We start from the raw sequence: 17,802 nt of genomic DNA, 5'->3' as shown, positions 1-17,802 counted from the left end.
ATACGTTCCCGGGTTACGGGTCCGCGATGGGCAACTCGACCACGAACACGGTGCCACGAGGCTCGTTGTCCTCGATGCGAACCGTCCCGTCGTAGCCGTGGACGAGTTTGTCCACGAGGTAGAGGCCGATACCGGTGCCGGGGCTGTCCACGCCGTGCTCTCCGCGCCCGAAGACGAGTTCCTTCCGGGAGTCCGGGATGCCCGGGCCGTCGTCCGCGACCCGGACCGTCGCGACATCGTCACCGCAGGTGAGCGAAACCTCGACGGTCGGGTGGTCCTCGTCGTTGTGGATGACCGCGTTACTGATCAGGTTCCCGAACACCGACGACACCATCTCGTTCGCGCGGATGGGCGCGGAGGACGCGTCAGAGGTGTACGAGATGGTCGCCTGTGGGAACTTCTTCCGGCCCTTGACGACCTGACTCTGGACCACGGTCGCCAGGTCGAGCGGCTTGCTCGGGACCGACTCCCCGGCTGTGAGTGCTTCCGCGAGGTCCCTGACCTCCTTCGTGAGTTCCACCGTGTGTTCGACGGCCTCCTCGATGTGCGACAGGTAGGTGCGGGCCTGTCCGTCGTCGACGTGGTGTTCGAGTTCGCCGGCCCACCCGAGCACGACGTTCATGTCGTTCCGGATGTCGTGACGCAACACCCGGTTCAGCACCTCCAGCTGCTCGGTGAGTTCCGTTGCCACACGCTCGCGCTCTTTGAGTTCTGCGAGGTTCCGGACGACGACGATGACGTACGTCTCGTGCCTGTTGAACCGGCCGTCGGCCGGGACCGACTCCTCACCCTCGATGACCAGCTCGAACTCCAGCCGCTCCGTCTTCGAGGACCCCGTTTCGACCCGGTCGTACGCAGCCGTCATCGGCTCGGCGTCGTCAGGCCGGACGTACGTCTCGACCAGGTCGTCGAAGGTCCAGCCCAGCAACTCTGTGCGACCCAGTCCGCTCACCTCTCCGACCCGTGCGTTCGCGTCGACGAGCACCCGATCCTCGTCGAACACGTAGATGGCGTCCTCGAGGGAATCGTGGAACCCGGAGAGAAGCCGTCTGTCGTCGCGTCTCTCATCCATGGTCCATCTCTACAGACGGAGCTGGTAAGGCCTTCTGCCCATGACCACACCGCGAAAGGCAGATTATCTTCACGAACGAATATTATAGAAGGTACGTTACCAGTGCGGTAGCGACCGGTGAGACTTCATGGCAGAAAAACTCCACCAGAACCTGGCTATCATCGGACACGTCGACCACGGCAAGAGCACGCTCGTCGGTCGGCTCCTGTTCGAGACAGGCAACGTCCCCGAGCACATCATCGAGCAGTACCGCGAAGAGGCCGAATCCCGGGGCAAGGGCGGCTGGGAGTTCGCGTACGTGATGGACAACCTCGCGGAAGAACGCGACCGCGGGCTGACCATCGACATCGCCCACAAGCGCTTCGACACGGACAAGTACTTCTTCACCATCGTCGACACACCCGGTCACCGCGACTTCGTCAAGAACATGATTACGGGCGCGTCCCAGGCCGACAACGCGGTGCTCGTCGTCGCCGCAGACGACGGCGTGGCCCCGCAGACCCGCGAGCACGTGTTCCTCGCGCGTACGCTCGGCATCGGCGAGCTCATCATCGGCATCAACAAGATGGACATGGTCGACTACGACGAGGCGCGCTACACCGAGGTCAAAGACGACGTGATGAAGCTACTCAAGCAGGTCAACTTCCGCTCGGACGACGCGACCTTCATCCCGATCTCCGCGTTCGAGGGTGACAACGTCGCCGAACACTCCGAGCACACCCCATGGTACTCCGGCCCGACCCTCCTCGAGGCCATCGACGACCTGCCAGAGCCCGAGATGCCGACCGAGGCCCCGCTCCGGCTCCCCATCCAGGACGTCTACACCATCTCCGGCATCGGAACGGTTCCCGTCGGCCGCATCGAGACCGGCACCCTCGAACCCGGGATGTCCGTCACGTTCATGCCCTCCGGGTCGACCGGTGAGGTGACCTCCATCGAGATGCACCACGAGGAGGTCTCGAAGGCAGTCCCCGGCGACAACGTCGGCTTCAACGTCCGCGGCGTCGGGAAGGACGACATCAAGCGCGGTGACGTCTGCGGTCCCGCCGACGACCCGCCGACCGTCGCCGAGACCTTCCAGGCACAGGTCATCGTCATGCAACACCCCTCGGTCATCACGCCCGGGTACACGCCGGTCCTGCACGCCCACACCGCACAGGTCGCGTGCACCTTCGAATCCATCGACAAGAAGATAGACGCCAAGACGGGCGAGGTCGTCGAGGAGAACCCCGACTACATCGAAGCCGGTGACGCCGCCATCGTCACCCTGCGGCCACAGAAACCGCTGGTCATCGAGAGCGCGGCCGAACTCCCCGAGATCGGGAGCTTCGCGTTACGTGACTCCGGGCAGACCATCGCCGCCGGGAAGGTCCTCGAGGTGACGCCGAAGGTCAGCGCCAAGGACAAGAAGAAAGCCGCGTGAGCCAACGCTGACCGAGAATTTTTGTGCGAACCCGCGGCCAGAGCGCGCATGTCCTGACCGTCCGCCACGGGTCGCCCCGCGATTGTGTAGTACAGCGACCCGTGTTCGGCCGTGTACTGCCTGTTCGCCCCTACTGCAGTCGTTTCGTCGTCTCTACGAGCGGGTGCCGTGCGTAATCGACCACGTTCACGTCCTCGAGCGAGCGCAGCCCCTCGCGTTCTGCCGTCTTCGCCATCCCGAGTTCGATGGGCTCCTCGATGACGATGACGTAGGCGTCCATCTCCTCGATGCCGATACGGTCGGCCGCCATGACCCGGTGGTGACCGTCCGCCAGCAACAGCGTCCCGCCGTTGTCGATGACGACCAGCGGCTCGGCCAGCCCGCGCTCTAGCTCGTAGCGCCGGCCCTCCAGCTCGTCGGCGTACACCTTCTTCTGCGTCGGGATGAGGTCGCGCAGCGCCACCTCGCGACGCTCCTGTGCGAGCTTGATGCCGTGGATGCTCTCCAGGGTCCGCCGGAGCTTCCCGACCTTCTCCGGGGTCGCGCGCTCGATCTGGCTGCGGATGACGTCCGCGTTCGAGATGATGCCGACGAGGTTGCCCGCATCGTCGACGACCGGGAGCTTCTGGATACCCGAGCGCAGGATGACCCGCGCCGCATCGGTCACCTTCATGTCCGGATGGGCCACGATGAGGTCCGTCGTCATCACCTTGAAGATGGGCTCGTCGTCCGCCGACAGCAACAGGTCTCGCGCGCTCACGAACCCCTCGACACGGCGTCGGTCGCACACCGGGAAGCCGCTGTGTTCTTCGCTCTCTGCGATGCGCGTTGCGACCTCGCGCACCGTCGCGTCAGGCGAGACGGTCACCACGTCCTGTGTCATGTACTCCTTCACTCGTGGCTTCCCGTGGTCGCTCGACTCGTCGTCCATGTACCACAGAACTGGCGCGGGCGGGAAAAGCCCTTCTGCGTCACTCGTCGGCGACGGTGAGGCCGTCGTCCAGCGTCGGGTCCTCGTCACTGTCCGACCCGCTCGAGGGGAGCAACAGCGGGAGTTCACTGCCCCCGTCGAACGTGAACTCCAGTTTCCCGCTCCGGTCGCTGCCGTCCTTGTAGCGCGTTCGGCGGACCGAGGCCGGCAGTTGCTCGGTCGCCTCGAAGAAGCGTTCTTCGATGACCTCCTGTATCGCCTCGTCACGGTCGTCGTCGCTCTCGAACTCCCCGAACGCGTCCGTGATGGGTATCTGTGCGCCCGCCATATCGGCGTGCCCGCCGGCACTGCCGATCTGGTCGAACGCCGAGCGGAGCGTCTCCCCGAGGTCGAGGTCGGTGCCCTGTGCGCGCGCGGAGATGTAGACCATCCCCTCCATGAACCCGTAGACGAGTGTCGTGGTGATGCCGTCCATCGTCAGGAGCTTGTCCGCCGCCTGCGGGAGCGCGTCGCGGTCGTTGATTCGCCCTGCACCGGTCACGAGGACCGAGCCGCGGACCTGCCGGTTCTCGATGGCGCGCGCCATCGTGTCGAGCGTATCCCCGCTGATGCTCGGTGCCTCGATTCGCTCTAACACCACCTCGTCGACGTGCGGGAGGAGCGTCGCCGCCGCCTCGAAGTCGAGCGTCGACACCTCCCGGGAGAACTCCTGGGTGTCTATCTGGATGCCGTACAGCAGTGCCGTCGCGACCGTCGAGTCGAGTGACACCCCGAACCGATGGAAGTGGTCGGTGAGCAACGTGCTCGTGGACCCCACGTCGTACCGGAGGTCCTGGTACGTCCCCTGTATCGGGCCGCGGGGCGGGTGATGGTCGACGACGATGTCGACGTGGAGCTCCTCGGGCAACTGGTCGTTCACTCCCGGCCGGGAGTGGTCGACCAGGGCGAAGCCCCCGAACTCGCCGAGTTCGTCGTCTCGCTCGAGGTTCCGCAGGTCGAGGTCCAGCAGGTTCACCATCGCCCGGTTCTGCTGGTGGGATATCTCACCGAAGTAACAGGCTTCCGCCGGTGTGCCGACCGCCTTCGAGAGCCGTGCCAGGGCGACCGCACTCGCGATGGCGTCCGGGTCCGGGTTGTCGTGCATCACGACCGCGAGCGTCCCGTCGATGTCTTCGAGGACGCGCCGGAGTTCGAGTGAATCCTCGGCGCGTTCCCCGGCGACCCGGTCGACCACGACGGCCGCGAACGCCGTCTCCGGGTCGATGAGTCGGTCGGCTATGCCCGCCAGTTCGGCGTCCTCTGCGGGTGTCGCGCCGACACCAGCGTAGGCGACGAGCAACGCGTCGGCGAATCGCGTTCTGGCGGCACGGGCGATAGCCCGATTCTGTGCTGGCTCGTCGCTGGCGACCACGACGACGTCGACGTCGCCCAGGTCGACCAGCACGTCCGGGTCGGTCGGGTCCGCGTTGAGCGCGTCGACGCCCTCCTCGCGGAGCGCCTCGACGCGGCTCTGTCGTTCGCAGACGACACGCTGGATGCCGTACCAGTCCGACAGCTTCTCGGCGAGGCGCTGCCCGACCGCACCACACCCCAACACGACCCGGGAGACCATATCCGGCGTTGCCACTCCGAACGGTAAAACCTACCGACCAAAAGAGGCGATATGCGGCCTACAGCAGCGCGCCAGCGGCGTCGACGGCCACGTCAGAGAGCGGGCCGAAGAAGCCGTACATCACGACCGTGATGACGGCCGCGAACATGACGGCGGTGTAGATGCCGACCGGGCGGCTGCCGATGCTGAGCGGCTTCTTGCTCTCCGGACGGTCGTCGATCCACAGCGCCTTGACGACCCTGCTGTAGTAGAACAGGGAGAGGGCGCTGTTGACCGCACCGAACGCGGCGAGCCACCAGAACCCGCTGTCGACTGCCGCACCGAACAGCAGGTACTTGCTGAGGAAGCCACCGAACGGCGGCAGGCCGGCGAGCGAGAACATGAACACCGTCATCGCGACGGAGGCCAGCGGGGCCTTCCGACCGAGTCCGGTGTAGTCCTCGAACGTCCGACCGACGCCCCAGTACTCGGCGAGCGCGATGAACAGGAACGCGCCCGTGTTCATGAACCCGTAGACGAACAGGTGCATCATGCTGCCGGCGAGGACGAACTGTCCGGCCTCGATCTTGGCAGCGACGCTCGGGCCACCGCCGGTCAGCGCGGCGAGTCCGATGAGGACGTAGCCGGCGTGGCCGACGGAGGAGTACGCGAGCATGCGCTTGACATTCGTCTGGGTCGCTGCGGCGAAGTTACCGAGCGTCATCGTGACGACGGCGAGAATCTGGAAGACGAGCACCCAGTCCGCGCCGAGGACGATGAACTGGCCGGCGGACTCCGAGACCGTCAGGAACGCCTCCGTGAACACACGGAAGGCGATGACGAAGCCGGCCGCCTTCGAAGCGGACGACAGGAAGCCACTGATGGGGGCGGGTGCGCCCTCGTACGCCTCCGGCGCCCAGAAGTGGAACGGGACGGAGGCGGTCTTGAAGGCGATGCCGCCGACGACCATCACGACACCCATGCCGAGCAGGCCCGAGGAGTCGCCACCGATGGCTGCCTGCACGTCCGAGAGGAGCAGGGAACCGGTGGAGGCGTACACCAGGCTGATACCGTACGCGAAGACGGCACTCGACAGCGCGCCGATGAGGAAGTACTTCAGACCGGCTTCGACGCTGCCCTTGTTCTTCTTCAGGAACGCGACGAGCGCGTAGGAGGGCAGCGAGGCGAGTTCGAGGCTGACGAACACGGTCGCCAGCGAGTTCGCCGACGCCATGAGCGTCATGCCGGTCGCAGCCAGCAGGACGAGCGCGTAGTACTCGGCCTGGTAGCTGTGGTCCTCGATGTAGTTGTAGCTCGCGAGGCTCACCATGGCGGTGACGCTCGCGACGATGATGGCGAACAGCAGCGCCATCTGGTCGACGACGAGTGCCTCACCGAGCGGCATCGCAGGCGCGTTCGCGAGGTCACCGTACGTGCCGAGCAGTGCGACCGCGGTGACGAGTGCGGTCAGCGAACCGGCGGTCGAGATGCCGGCGAGCAGGCCGCGGTTCTGTGTTCGCGGGTCGATACTGTCGACGACGAGCAGCAGCAGCGACGTCAGCCCGAGCACGAGCGCCGGGGCGAGCCACTGCAGTTCCATGTGTCCTGACATCAGGCACCACCTCCACTGACGAGGTCGGCGACCGGGCCGGTCGCGTCCTTGATCATCTCGAAGAAGATGTCAGGGGCGACGCCCAGCGCGATGATCATGATGAGCAGTGCAGCCAGCGGTGCGATGTCGTGCAGCGGTGCCGGGCCGACCTCGTAGTCGGTCTCGAGGCGGAACTCCCCGAACAGCGTGCGCTGCATCGCAAAGAGCAGGTAGCCAGCGACGATGACGATGCCGAACATCGCCAGGCCGGTGAACACCTGCGCGCTCACCAGACCGGAGCCCCAGGTCGCCTGGAACGAGCCCAGGAAGACGTAGAACTCGGCGGCGAAGCCGGACATGAGCGGGAGGCCCATGTAGCCGAACGCACCGGCGATGAGGATACCGACCGTGTACGGCATCTTGTCGGCCATGCCGGACATGTCGGTCACCATGCGCGTGTGCGTGGTGTTGTAGATGACACCGACGGCCATGAACATCAGGCCCGAGATGAGGCCGTGCGAGATCATCTGGAAGGTCGCGCCACCGACGCCGTACAGCGTGTAGGCGACGAGACCCAGGATGACGTAGCCCATCGAGGACACGGACGAGTAGGCGACGATGCGCTTGAGGTCGCTCTGTGCGAGCGCGAGCATCGCGCCGTAGATGATGGAGACGACCGCGAACGCCGCGATGATGGGCGCGTTGACGGTCGCGACCTCCGGCATCATCGTGAAGTTGAACCGAAGCAGGGCGTACGTACCCATCTTCAGCAGGACGCCCGCCAGGAGCACCGACACCGGGGTCGGTGCCTCGACGTGGGCGTCCGGCAGCCAGGTGTGGACCGGAACGACCGGGACCTTGACTGCGAAGCCGGCGAACATCGCGAAGAACGCGGCGACCTTGAGTGTCTCCACGCTCACGCCGAAGAACGTCTCGGCGGCGGGGTTCGCGCTCAGGCTCGCCTCCGTGACGGCGGGCAGGCCGAACGAGTCGACGCCCAGGCCGAACACGAGCGCGGCGAAGCCGATGAACATCACCAGCGAGGCGACGTTCGTGTAGACGAACATCTTGATGGCCGCGTACTTGCGGCGCGGGCCACCCCAGATACCGATGAGGAAGTACATCGGGACGAGGACGGCCTCCCAGAAGACGAACCAGACGAAGAAGTCCAGCGCCGTGAAGACGCCGAGCAGCCCCGCCTCGAGGAACAGCACCAGTCCGAAGAACTGGGACTGCCGTTCGTCGATGGGCGTCCACGCGCTCACGAGTGCGAGCGTCGTGAGCACCGTGGTGAGGACGATCAGCGGGAGGCTGATACCGTCGACACCGACGAACCACTGGATGTCCGGGAGCGGCCCCAGCGAGAGCCAGGTCTCCTGGCTCTGGAACGCCAGCACGCCGTCGTCCAGCAGCGCGTTCTTCTCTCCGTCGAAGTTGGCCCACATGAACAGGCTGCCACCGACCGGCAGCAGGCTCCAGGCCGTCGCCAGCTTGGCCGCGTAGCGGTCAGAGCTGGCCATGACGACGAACGATCCGACCAACGTAATCGCGATCAGCGCTTCTATCGTGCCGTTTATCATGCGAACCACCCCCCTGTGATACCGACGATGACGAGCAGGATGACCAGCCCCAGCGAGAGCAGGGCAGCGTAGTTGGTCACCACACCCGTCTGGATCTTCTTCATGCGCGACCCGCCGGTGAGGCTCACACTGGAGACGCCGTTGACGACGCCGTCGATGACGCCCTGGTCGAAGGTATCAGCCGCTTTCGACAGGGGCAGGGTCACGTTCTCGGCCAGGAAGACCTGGTACTCGTCCTGGTAGTAGTTGTTGTACCAGAGGGTCTTGATGGGGCCGAGCTTGGCCGTGTGTTCGGTGGGCGTCGCGTCACGACCGTACAGGAAGTACGCGAGGCCGACACCGGTCAGCGCGATGCCCAGCGAGAGGGCCGAGCTGGCCAGGATGCTGAAGTCGGCGGTACCGATGCCAGCGCTGTCCTTGATGAGCGTCTGGTAGTGCTCGACCGACAGGTTGGCGAACGCCTCACCACCGTGGTGAGCGCCGATGTTCAGGAAGTGCTCGAGTTCGTGGATGCCGAGCACCGGCACCGCGTTGACGAACCCGGCGAACGTCGCGAGCACGCCGAGGACGACGAGCGGGACCTTCACGTTCCAGCGGACCCCGTGGGGGTCACGCGCCGTGTCGGACCGGGCCTCACCGTGGAAGGTGAGGAACACCATGCGGAACGTGTAGAAGCCGGTGAACAGCACCGAGAGCAGGCCCATTCCGTAGGCCAGGAGCAGCAGGGTGCCGAGCATGCCGTCCGTGCCGAGGCCGTGAACGAGCGTCTTGAACAGCACCTCGTCCTTCGACCAGAAGCCGGCGAACGGGACGATGCCCGCGAGCGCCAGCGACCCGGCGAGGAACGTGGCGTAGGTCACGGGCATCTTGTCCTTCAGACCGCCCATGTCCCACATGTCCTCGTTGTGGTGCATGGCGATGATGACCGAACCAGCACCGAGGAACAGCAGCGCCTTGAAGAAGGCGTGGGTCATGAGGTGGAAGGTCGCCGCGACGTAGCCACCGCCACCCAGCGCGAGCATCATGTACCCGTACTGCGAGATGGTGGAGTACGCCAGCACCTGCTTGATCTCGTCCTTGACGACGCCCATCGTGGCGGCGAACAGCGCGGTGAACCCACCGGTGAGCGCGACGAGCGCGAGCACCGTCGGGAGCAGCGCGTAGAAGCCGTACATCCGGGCGACGAGGTACACACCTGCGGCGACCATCGTTGCGGCGTGGATGAGTGCGGAGACGGGCGTCGGACCCTCCATGGCGTCCGGCAGCCACGTGTGCAGCGGGAACTGCGCGGACTTACCGATGACGCCACCGAGGACGAGCAGACCCAGAACCGGGAACCACGCTTCGGGACCCATCCCGAGGTACGTGGTCACACCGGCCGAGCCACCCTCGAGGGCGGCCGCGGCGAGTTCCGGGAACGACGCCTGGGACTCCGTGCTGACGAACAGGCCGGTCCCGAACGTCGCGATGATACCGACCACGCCGATGAGGAAGAAGTAGTCACCGAAGCGGGTGACGAGGAACGCCTTCTTCGCGGCCGACGGCGGGCCGTCCTGACGGAACCAGAAGCCGATGAGCAGGTACGAACACAGGCCGACCAGCTCGAAGAACATGAACGCCATGAGGATGTTGTCCGCCATGACGAACGCGAGCATCGAGAAGGTGAACAGCCCGAGTTCGCTGTAGTACCGGGGAAGCCCCGTCTCGCCCTCGTCGTTCATGTAGCCGAGGCTGAACATGTGGACGAGGAACGCGATGAGCGAGACGATGACGAGCATCATCGACGACAGCGGGTCGATGAGCACGCCGAAGTGGAGGTTGATGGCCTCCGTGGGCCCCCACGTCAGCAGTTCGGTGTGGTACGTGTGGCCACCGAAGACGGTGATCGCCAGCCACAGCGAGAGCACGAGCGAACCGCCGGTGGCCGCCAGGCCTCCGACGCCTCCCTTCTTCGGCATGTACTTCCCGAGCGCGAGTGCGACCAGGAACGACGCGAACGGTAGCGCCGCGATCGCGGGCGCGAGTTCGAATGCGAGTTCTCCTGCCATCGTTACCACCTCATCGTCGTGGCGTCGGCCACGTCTACGTCTTCGAAGTTACGATACAGTACGAGGATGATGCCGATACCGATGGCGACCTCCGCCGCGGCCAGCGCCATCCCGAAGAGGGCGAACGTCTGCCCGGTGAGGTTGCCCCAGTACTGGCTGAAGGCGACGAGGTTGAGGTTCGCCGCGTTCAGCATCAGTTCGACCGACATCAGGAACATCAGCGCGTTCCGGCGCGTGAGGATTCCGAAGAGGCCGGTGCAGAAGATGGCCGCCGACAGGACGAGATAGTACTCGACAGGGACCGCCATCAGTTCTCACCTCCGTCGTCGGAAACCTCGACGCCGCCGTCTGCGGCGACGCCGGCTGCGGAGCTGTTGCCGACCGAGTCCTCGTCACCGAGGCCCAGGCCGAGCGCCGAGACGATCTCGCCGCCGACCTCACGGCGGGCGAGCATCACGGCACCGACGAGGGCTGCGACGAGCACCAGGTCGATGATCTCGAAGGCGACGAGGAACGACTCCCCGGGCACCGTCGGCTCGGCGGTGCTGCCGAGGCCGAACAGGTGATAGCCGAGGTCGTCCGTGATGCCCTCGCCGACGTCGCTCGTCGCGGCGTAGACGTTCCCGTCACGCGTGAACAGCGACGCCGAGGCGTTCGTCGTATCCGACAGCGTGACGTTCTTCGTCTCGCTGTCACCGTCGACGACGACCGCGTAGGTCGAGCCGCCGGTCTCCTTGATCTGTGCGTACGCGCCACTGTCCGTCTGCTGTGTGGCGATCTCGTCTGCCGGGCCGAGCGCAACCGTCGCTTCGTTGAAGCCCTGTTCTTCGCCGGTGATGGGCGCGTTGATGAACACGGCCACCATCACGACGAACAGCGCGACCGCCACCAGTCCGGGAACCAGATGGCTGCCCAGTTTCAGTTTCGGTCGTGTTGTCATGTCTCTACCACCTCCGTCTCGCCTTCGGTTCGCACGAGCATCACGGCGAACGTGATGAGGATGAGGACCCCGCCCACGTAGACGAGTATCTGCATCGCAGCGACGAATTCTGCACCCTCCATCACGTAGAAGACCGCGACGCTAAGCAGGGAGACGCCCAGGAGGAGTGCGGAGTGCCACACGTCCTCGACGAGGACGACGCCCATGCTACTTGCCACCGTGACGATGGCGAAGAGCGCGAAGGCGACGAGTTCTGCGGTTACCATTGTTGTGAGTTCTCCATTCGATGTCTGTTGAACATTTCGAGACGTTCGTCTCGATTACTGGTAATCGACCTCGCCATCACCCTCGCCGATCCACGCGCCACGGTCTGGCTCACGGGATTCGAGGGGGTCGATGTCCTTGTACCACGGGACCGCGCGGAGCTGGTCCTTGTTGTACACCAGGTCGTCTTTCGTGTCGCCGGTGAACTCGAAGTTCTGCGTGAGCAGAATCGCGTCGACCGGACACACCTCCTCGCACAGCCGGCAGTAGATGCACTGCCCGATGTGGAGGTTGTACTGTTCACCTTGGCGCTGTGCGTCCGTCACGATGTGAATCGTGTCGTTCGGACACACGTTCTCGCACTGGCGACACCAGATGCAACGCTCCTGGCTGAACTTGTGGACACCGCGGAACCGGGGGGAGACCTCGGGTGCGGTTTCCGGGTACTCGACCGTGAAGGTCTCGTTGTCCAGTGCGTGTTTCATCGTCGTCGCCATCGATTTGAGCAGTCCAATCATACAATCACCCCGACGAGCAGTGCCGTCAGCAGCAGGTTCGCGAACGAAAGGACGAGCATGCCCTTCCAGCCGATCTCGATCATCTGGTCGATACGCACACGCGGAATCGCGGAGCGGAACCACTGGGTGAGCAGGAACACGGCCCAGATCTTGATGGTGAACCAGACGAAGCCGGGCAGAATCGGCCCGGCCGGACCACCGAGGAACAGCGTCGCGGCGATTGCGCCACCGAGGAAGATGTGCAGGAACTCGCCCAAGTACATGAGGACGAAGTAGACCGAGGAGTACTCGGTCTGGTACCCTGCAACGATCTCGGTCGGTGCCTCGGGGATGTCGAACGGGTTACGCCCGACCTCCGCGAGGTTCGCGGCCATGAACAGCACGAACGCGAACGGGTTCACGAAGGCGAACCACGACGGGATGTTGATGCCCGCGATGCTCACGAGCGTCGCCTGCTGTGCCTCGACGATGCCGCCCATCCGAAGCGTCTGTGCGAAGAGCACGACCGACGCCGCGGTGATGACGAGCGGAATCTCGTAGGCGATGTTCTGCGCGATTGCGCGCAGGCCACCGAGCAGGGAGTACTTGTTCGAGGAGGCGTACCCACCCATCGCGATGCCGAGCGTCGCGATAGACGCGACGGCGAACACGTAGGCGAGACCGGAATCGGGGTCCGCGAGCTGGAGATTGATACCGAAGATGGAGCCCATCGGGATGACCGCGAACCCGAGCATGGCCGACCCGGCCATGATGATGGGTGCGAGGTCGTACGCGGGCCGGTCCGCGTCTTCGGGGATGATGAGTTCCTTCGCCAGCAGCCGAACCGCGTCGGCCACGATGATGAGCAGGCCGAACGGCCCGATGCGGTTCACCGCGATACGGTCCGTGAACGCGGCGGTGATCTTCCGCTTCGCCCACGGGCCGGCGACGCCGGTGTAGGCGAGCATCACGTTGCCGACGATGAACGCCGCGATGAACGACGCGATGAGGTCGCCGAGCACGCCGTAGGGGGCGAGCCCCAGGGCGTTCTCGACGGTCTCCGGGAACAAGACCGCATCTGCCATCAGCGGTCCACCTCCCCGAGAACGATGTCGAGGCTACCGAGCGACGCGACGAGGTCCGGGATGTACTCGCCCTGGGTCATCTCGGGCAGCGTCTGCAGGTTCGAGAAGCACGGGCTCCGGATCTTGAAGCGAGCCGGCTTGTCCGTGCCGTCTGCGCGGATGTAGATGCCGAGTTCACCCTTCGCGCCCTCGACGGCGCGGTAGGTCTCGGTGTCGTCGTCCGGCTTGAGGGTGCGCGGGACGTTGGACTGGATGGTCCGGTCGTCCTCGGGCCACTCCTCGAGCAGGTCGACACACTGTTCGATGATCTTCGCGGACTCCTCGACCTCGCGCATGCGAACGAGGACGCGTGCGTAGTTGTCGCAGCCGTCCTCGGTGATGACGTCCCAGTCGAGCTCGTCGTAGTAGCCGTAGGGGTCGTCGCGACGGAGGTCGTAGTCGATGCCCGACCCGCGGGCGACCGGGCCCGTCGCACCGTAGGACTTGGCCGTCTCGGGGTCGAGGTAGCCGGTGTCGACACACCGGAGCTGGAAGATCTCGTTCGACGTGATCATGTCGTGGTACTCCTCCAGCTTGCCCGGGAGCTCCTCGAGGAAGTCCCGGGTCTTCTCGAAGAACTCCTCGCGCGGTTCCGGGAGGTCCCACGCGACACCGCCCAGGCGGAAGTAGTTGAACATCATCCGCTGGCCGGTGAGGTCTTCGAGGATGTTCTGGACGACCTCGCGGTCGCGGAACGCGTACTGGAAGATGGCGGTGAAGTCGCCGTAGACGTCCAGCGCGAACGTCCCGAGCGCGAGCATGTGCGCCGCGATGCGGCACAGCTCGGCGGACATCGTCCGGATGACCTGTGCGTACTCCGGCACCTCGATGTCTGCGAGGTCCTCGGCGGCCCGTGCGTAGGCCCACTCGTTGAGGATGCCGGCGGAGACGTAGTCCCACCGGTCCGGGTACGGCATGATCTGGTGGCGGTACGTCCCCTGCTGGCACATCTGCTCCTCACAGCGGTGGAGGTAGCCGATGTCCGGCTCCACGTCGGCGACCTGCTCGCCGTCGAGGACGGTCTTCACGTGCAGGACGCCGTGGGTCGCCGGGTGGTGCGGACCGATGTTGAGGAACATCGTGTCCGACTCCTCGTGCATGTGGTCCTCCTGCAGCGGGTTGTCCCACTGGCCGAGGGTAACTATCTGCGGCCGGTCCTGGTCGTAGTCCATCCCGAGCGGGTGGCCCTGCCACGTCTGGGGCAGGAGGATGCGACGCAGGTCCGGGTGGTTCTCGTAGTCGATGCCGACGAGGTCGTACGCCTCGCGCTCGTGCCAGTCGGCGGTGCGGTACGCCGCGTTGCCGGACTGGCTGACGGGGTTGTCCTTCGAGGCGGGCACGACGACGCTGACCTCCTGGGTCGGGTCGTCGTACTTCTTCAGGTGGTAGATGGACTCGTAGCGGTCCTCGTACTCCTGGGCCGTCACGCAGGAACAGTGGTCGAAGCCGGCCTCGTCACGCAGGGCGAGGAGCGTCTCCTCGACCTCGTCCGGGCGGACGACGACCGACTGGTCGGCGTTCAGGTGTTCCTCGGTGTCGAGGACCTTGTCGCCGAGCAGGTCGAGGATGGCGTCGGTGTCGACGTCGCCCTCGGCGGTGACCATCCGTTCACTCGGTCGTTCCAGGCTCATGGCGAATCAGCCCAGTTGTAGCGCATGGCGAGCGTCTCTTCGTCGATCTGCTCTGCGAGCTTGTCGACGACCTCGTCGCGCGGCATGTCGCCGAACTGTTCGAGTTCGTACGGCTTCACCGTCACCGGCGCGGACTCGCCGTTCGCGATGCGTTCCTGGAGCTTCGCGACGCCGTAGATGAGCGCCTCGGGGCGCGGCGGGCAACCCGGGACGTGGATGTCGACCGGGATGACCTCTTCTGCGCCCTTGATGACGTTGTAGCCCTCCTGGAACGGGCCGCCAGAGATGGTACACGAGCCCATCCCGACGACGAACTTGGGCTCGGGCATCTGGTCGTACACCCGCTTCATCCGGGGGGCGAACTTCGAGACGATGGTCCCTGGAACGATGATGACGTCCGCCTGCCGCGGGGACGCCCGGGGCACACCTGCACCGAAGCGGTCGAGGTCGTGCTTGATGGCGTAGGTGTGGATCATCTCGATACTGCAGCATGCGATACCGAACTGCAGCATGAACATCGAAGAGCCACGGACCCAGTTCATGAACTTGTCGAACTTCGTGAGGATGAACGGCGTGGAGCCGAACGCCTCGCGGAGTCGCGAGTTGAACCGGTCGTCGAGGCCTTCGCCCATGCGGGCTTCGCGCGTCTTGGTCAGCGCGTCTGTACTCGTGCGGTCTGTGGGGTTGTCGCTACTCATCGTTCTGCCTGTGCTCCCTTTCTTTGTTCGGCGCGCGGGCTACGCGCCCACTTGACTGCGCCGTTGCGCCATGCCCATGCGAGGCCGACGACGAGGACGCCGATGAACACGAGCATCGGAACCAGCACCGTCACGAGCCCGACGCCGCCTTCGAGAGCAGAGCGGTAGATAACCGTCCACGGGAAGATGAGGACGGTCTCGATGTCGAAGACGACGAACAGGAGCGCGACCATGTAGTACTGGATGTTGAACCGCATGCGCGTCCCGCCGGTCGGAACCTCACCACTTTCGTAGGTGGCGCGTTTACTGTCTTCTGGGACTGTGGGTCTGAGGAGTGCTGAAACCGACATCATACCGAGCGGAATCAGCAGCCCGACCAGAGCCAGCGCCCCGATGGCTATCCATGGATTCATGCCGTTTACTCCGTAACATCCGGGGCTTTGAAGCGCACCCATATAAGGGTTGATTCTTGCGATTTTCGGGTTTTCTACGGTGTAGAACCCTTAGAAAAACGGAGTCCCGAACTGGCACGATATTCTAGATTTTCTGCCTCGTCAGTGTGGGACCGGCGTCACTCGCGGCGTTCTTTGAAGCCGGGCGTCCCGAGCTCGTGGAGATCGCGGGAGGTCCGTGCCACGTCGCCCTTGAGCCCTTCGTGGTAGTCGACGAGGCGCTCACGCAGTTCGTCGTGCTCGCGAGAGAGTATCATCGCGGCCGAGAGCGCGGCGTTGAACGACTTGCCGGCATCCACGGCGGTCAGGGGCGCGCCCTGTGGCATCCCGATGACGGAGTCGACAGACTTCTCCTGGACGGGGACGCCGATGACGGGGAGCGGGTACGCGATGGACGCGGTCATGTTCGGCAGGTCGGCGGACTTACCGCCCGCCCCGGCGATGATGACGTCGAGGCCGCGGGCCTCAGCGGTCTCTGCGTAGGCGTACATCAGTTCGGGGGTGCGGTGGGCGGAGGTGACGTACGTCTCGAACGTGAACCGCTCTTCCGGCGGGTCGTCGTAGTCCGTGACCTCGGCGAAGCCGAGTTCGTCGACGAGAGCGTCGTACGCCCCGCCGCGGCCCGTCTCCGAGCCCATCATCACGTCGAGGTCCGAGTCCGACCCCATGACGATGCCGATGTCGGGGGTGTCCTCGGCCGGTCGGTCGCGCTGTGCTTCGGCGTGCAGGTCGTCGATGAGGGAGTCTACGTCGTCGGTCATCTGAACGAGAGGTCGTCGACGAGCATGCGAGTGCCCGTCAGGAGTTCGTCGGTCGATTCGCCGTCGGTCGCGACGCTCGTGACGTGACCCATCTTCCGGAGCGGGCGCACGTCGCGCTTGCCGTACCAGTGCAGCGACGCCCCGGGTGCGTCGAGGACCGAATCGATGCCCGAGAGTTCGGCCTCGCGGGACTCGTCGCCGGTCCCGAGGATGTTCTTCGAGACCGTGTTCGCGCGCAGGTTGGTCGCGCCGAGGGGCCAGCCGAGCACCGCGCGGGCGTGCTGTTCGAACTGGGAGGTGACCGCACCCTCGATGGTCCAGTGCCCGGAGTTGTGCGGACGGGGCGCGATCTCGTTGACCAGAATCTCGCCGTCGCGGGTCTCGAACAGCTCGATACCGTAGACGCCACGGCCCTCCATCAGCTCGAGCACGTCGCGGGCCACGGCCTCGGCCTCCTCGAGCACGGCCTCGTCGGAGCCGGCGGGGACGACCGTCTCGCGCAGTATCTCCGCCTCGTGGACGTTCTCCCCGACGGGGAACGTCGCCACCTCGCCGTCGCCCTTGACGGCGATGACGCTCACCTCGCGCTCGTAGTCCACGAACGCTTCGAGCATGGCGGGGCCGGCGACGGCCTCGATGGCCTCCGCTGCCTCGTCCCGGTGCTCGACAGGGACGTTCCCACGGCCGTCGTAGCCGCCGGTTCGGGCCTTGAGCATCGCCGGCGCACCGAGTTCGTCGATGGCGTCGCGAAGCTCGTCGGCGGTCTCCACCGCCCGGAACTCGGGAACTGGAATCCCGGCGTCGGCGAGCGTCTGCTTCTGGTGGAGCTTGTCGTGGATGAGTTCGAGCGTCGCCGGCTTCGGATGGCACGGGACGCCCGTCTCGGCGCTGACCTCGTTCAGCGCGTCCTGGTCGGCGAGTTCGATCTCGAACGTGAGGTAGTCGACGCGTTCGGCCAGGTCACGGATGGCCGACTGGTCGTCGAAGTCGGCGACGAGCTGGTCGCGGGCGACCGGCGCGGCCGGGCAGTCTGGCGTGGGGTCGAGGACCACCACGTCGACGCCCAGGGGCGCGGCAGCTTCGGCCAGCATCCGCCCAAGCTGGCCGCCGCCGACGACGCCGAGTGTCGGCCCTGGTAGGGTCGCGGGCATTATGGTCGGCGGTTCCACAGCCCGATGCTTAACGCTTGCTCTATGCAT

At 65.4% G+C, this 17,802-nt stretch carries 16 protein-coding genes and 2 pseudogenes; 1 reads left to right on the top strand and 17 read right to left on the bottom strand.

Annotation, left to right across the window (positions count from 1 at the left end):
• Nucleotides 1-13: 13 nt before the first annotated feature.
• A complete protein-coding gene (locus N6C22_RS09370) occupies nucleotides 14-1,072 on the bottom strand; it encodes a PAS domain-containing sensor histidine kinase (protein WP_261650837.1) in 1,059 nt (352 codons plus the stop codon).
• Nucleotides 1,073-1,199: 127 nt separating this feature from the next.
• On the opposite strand from N6C22_RS09370, the gene tuf reads away from it, so the two are divergent.
• Complete coding sequence (gene tuf, locus N6C22_RS09365; RefSeq protein ID WP_261650836.1) at nucleotides 1,200-2,495, top strand: translation elongation factor EF-1 subunit alpha; 1,296 nt, start codon at nucleotides 1,200-1,202, stop codon at nucleotides 2,493-2,495.
• Nucleotides 2,496-2,625: 130 nt separating this feature from the next.
• On the opposite strand, the gene N6C22_RS09360 is transcribed toward tuf, so the two are convergent.
• The 16 genes and pseudogenes from N6C22_RS09360 to N6C22_RS09290 form a co-directional block, all read right to left on the bottom strand.
• Entirely contained in the window at nucleotides 2,626-3,426 is an 801-nt protein-coding gene (locus tag N6C22_RS09360) for a CBS domain-containing protein (RefSeq protein ID WP_261650835.1), read from the bottom strand.
• Between the two features lie 40 nt (nucleotides 3,427-3,466).
• Nucleotides 3,467-5,038 (bottom strand): DHH family phosphoesterase, encoded by a 1,572-nt coding sequence (locus N6C22_RS09355; protein WP_261650834.1) that lies wholly within the window; start codon nucleotides 5,036-5,038, stop codon nucleotides 3,467-3,469.
• A gap of 58 nt (nucleotides 5,039-5,096) precedes the next feature.
• Nucleotides 5,097-6,629: an NADH-quinone oxidoreductase subunit N gene (locus N6C22_RS09350; protein ID WP_261650833.1), complete on the bottom strand. Its 1,533-nt coding sequence runs from the start codon at nucleotides 6,627-6,629 to the stop codon at nucleotides 5,097-5,099.
• Nucleotides 6,629-8,188: a NuoM family protein gene (locus N6C22_RS09345; protein WP_261650832.1), complete on the bottom strand. Its 1,560-nt coding sequence runs from the start codon at nucleotides 8,186-8,188 to the stop codon at nucleotides 6,629-6,631. Before N6C22_RS09345 ends, N6C22_RS09350 begins: the two co-directional genes overlap by 1 nt.
• Nucleotides 8,185-10,236, bottom strand: coding sequence for an NADH-quinone oxidoreductase subunit L (gene nuoL / locus N6C22_RS09340; protein ID WP_261650831.1), 2,052 nt, complete (start codon nucleotides 10,234-10,236; stop codon nucleotides 8,185-8,187). Before nuoL ends, N6C22_RS09345 begins: the two co-directional genes overlap by 4 nt.
• A 2-nt stretch (nucleotides 10,237-10,238) precedes the next feature.
• On the bottom strand, nucleotides 10,239-10,544 hold the full coding sequence (gene nuoK / locus N6C22_RS09335; protein WP_261650830.1) for an NADH-quinone oxidoreductase subunit NuoK: 306 nt from the start codon (nucleotides 10,542-10,544) through the stop codon (nucleotides 10,239-10,241).
• Nucleotides 10,544-10,822: pseudogene (locus tag N6C22_RS21160) on the bottom strand (NADH-quinone oxidoreductase subunit J); the annotation flags it as partial. The gene nuoK and the pseudogene N6C22_RS21160, both read right to left, overlap by 1 nt.
• A gap of 255 nt (nucleotides 10,823-11,077) precedes the next feature.
• Nucleotides 11,078-11,176 (bottom strand): annotated as a pseudogene (locus tag N6C22_RS21155) (proton-conducting membrane transporter); the annotation flags it as partial.
• Nucleotides 11,173-11,442 carry an NADH-quinone oxidoreductase subunit J gene (locus tag N6C22_RS09325; protein ID WP_261650828.1) on the bottom strand — a complete coding sequence of 90 codons (270 nt, stop codon included), beginning with the start codon at nucleotides 11,440-11,442 and terminating at the stop codon, nucleotides 11,173-11,175. The pseudogene N6C22_RS21155 and the gene N6C22_RS09325, both read right to left, overlap by 4 nt.
• Before the next feature lie 54 nt (nucleotides 11,443-11,496).
• Nucleotides 11,497-11,958, bottom strand: coding sequence for an NADH-quinone oxidoreductase subunit I (locus N6C22_RS09320; RefSeq protein WP_261650827.1), 462 nt, complete (start codon nucleotides 11,956-11,958; stop codon nucleotides 11,497-11,499).
• Nucleotides 11,955-13,022: a complex I subunit 1 family protein gene (locus N6C22_RS09315; protein WP_261650826.1), complete on the bottom strand. Its 1,068-nt coding sequence runs from the start codon at nucleotides 13,020-13,022 to the stop codon at nucleotides 11,955-11,957. Before N6C22_RS09315 ends, N6C22_RS09320 begins: the two co-directional genes overlap by 4 nt.
• Entirely contained in the window at nucleotides 13,022-14,692 is a 1,671-nt protein-coding gene (locus tag N6C22_RS09310) for an NADH-quinone oxidoreductase subunit D (RefSeq protein ID WP_261650825.1), read from the bottom strand. The genes N6C22_RS09315 and N6C22_RS09310 overlap by 1 nt, the downstream gene beginning before the upstream one ends.
• Nucleotides 14,689-15,390, bottom strand: a complete 702-nt coding sequence (locus tag N6C22_RS09305; RefSeq protein ID WP_261650824.1) for an NADH-quinone oxidoreductase subunit B — start codon at nucleotides 15,388-15,390, stop codon at nucleotides 14,689-14,691. Before N6C22_RS09305 ends, N6C22_RS09310 begins: the two co-directional genes overlap by 4 nt.
• On the bottom strand, nucleotides 15,387-15,803 hold the full coding sequence (locus N6C22_RS09300) for an NADH-quinone oxidoreductase subunit A (protein WP_261650823.1): 417 nt from the start codon (nucleotides 15,801-15,803) through the stop codon (nucleotides 15,387-15,389). Before N6C22_RS09300 ends, N6C22_RS09305 begins: the two co-directional genes overlap by 4 nt.
• A gap of 158 nt (nucleotides 15,804-15,961) precedes the next feature.
• Nucleotides 15,962-16,603, bottom strand: a complete 642-nt coding sequence (locus tag N6C22_RS09295) for an AIR carboxylase family protein (protein ID WP_261650822.1) — start codon at nucleotides 16,601-16,603, stop codon at nucleotides 15,962-15,964.
• A complete protein-coding gene (locus N6C22_RS09290) occupies nucleotides 16,600-17,802 on the bottom strand; it encodes a 5-(carboxyamino)imidazole ribonucleotide synthase (protein ID WP_369684402.1) in 1,203 nt (400 codons plus the stop codon). Before N6C22_RS09290 ends, N6C22_RS09295 begins: the two co-directional genes overlap by 4 nt.

This window comes from Haloarchaeobius sp. HME9146 (assembly GCF_025399835.1).
Taxonomy (GTDB): domain Archaea; phylum Halobacteriota; class Halobacteria; order Halobacteriales; family Natrialbaceae; genus Haloarchaeobius.
This window is presented reverse-complemented; position numbering and strand designations above follow the sequence as displayed.

Excerpts from the sequence above, each read along its gene's own strand:
- N6C22_RS09295 (WP_261650822.1), bottom strand. The coding sequence starts at position 16,603 with ATGACCGACGACGTAGACTCCCTCATCGACGACCTGCACGCCGAAGCA.
- tuf (WP_261650836.1), top strand. The coding sequence starts at position 1,200 with ATGGCAGAAAAACTCCACCAGAACCTGGCTATCATCGGACACGTCGAC.
- N6C22_RS09310 (WP_261650825.1), bottom strand. The coding sequence starts at position 14,692 with ATGAGCCTGGAACGACCGAGTGAACGGATGGTCACCGCCGAGGGCGAC.
- N6C22_RS09305 (WP_261650824.1), bottom strand. The coding sequence starts at position 15,390 with ATGAGTAGCGACAACCCCACAGACCGCACGAGTACAGACGCGCTGACC.
- N6C22_RS09350 (WP_261650833.1), bottom strand. The coding sequence starts at position 6,629 with ATGTCAGGACACATGGAACTGCAGTGGCTCGCCCCGGCGCTCGTGCTC.
- N6C22_RS09315 (WP_261650826.1), bottom strand. The coding sequence starts at position 13,022 with ATGGCAGATGCGGTCTTGTTCCCGGAGACCGTCGAGAACGCCCTGGGG.
- N6C22_RS09320 (WP_261650827.1), bottom strand. The coding sequence starts at position 11,958 with ATGATTGGACTGCTCAAATCGATGGCGACGACGATGAAACACGCACTG.
- N6C22_RS09360 (WP_261650835.1), bottom strand. The coding sequence starts at position 3,426 with ATGGACGACGAGTCGAGCGACCACGGGAAGCCACGAGTGAAGGAGTAC.
- N6C22_RS09325 (WP_261650828.1), bottom strand. The coding sequence starts at position 11,442 with ATGGTAACCGCAGAACTCGTCGCCTTCGCGCTCTTCGCCATCGTCACG.
- nuoK (WP_261650830.1), bottom strand. The coding sequence starts at position 10,544 with ATGGCGGTCCCTGTCGAGTACTATCTCGTCCTGTCGGCGGCCATCTTC.
- N6C22_RS09370 (WP_261650837.1), bottom strand. The coding sequence starts at position 1,072 with ATGGATGAGAGACGCGACGACAGACGGCTTCTCTCCGGGTTCCACGAT.
- N6C22_RS09355 (WP_261650834.1), bottom strand. The coding sequence starts at position 5,038 with ATGGTCTCCCGGGTCGTGTTGGGGTGTGGTGCGGTCGGGCAGCGCCTC.
- N6C22_RS09345 (WP_261650832.1), bottom strand. The coding sequence starts at position 8,188 with ATGATAAACGGCACGATAGAAGCGCTGATCGCGATTACGTTGGTCGGA.
- N6C22_RS09300 (WP_261650823.1), bottom strand. The coding sequence starts at position 15,803 with ATGAATCCATGGATAGCCATCGGGGCGCTGGCTCTGGTCGGGCTGCTG.
- nuoL (WP_261650831.1), bottom strand. The coding sequence starts at position 10,236 with ATGGCAGGAGAACTCGCATTCGAACTCGCGCCCGCGATCGCGGCGCTA.
- N6C22_RS09290 (WP_369684402.1), bottom strand. The coding sequence starts at position 17,802 with ATGCATAGAGCAAGCGTTAAGCATCGGGCTGTGGAACCGCCGACCATA.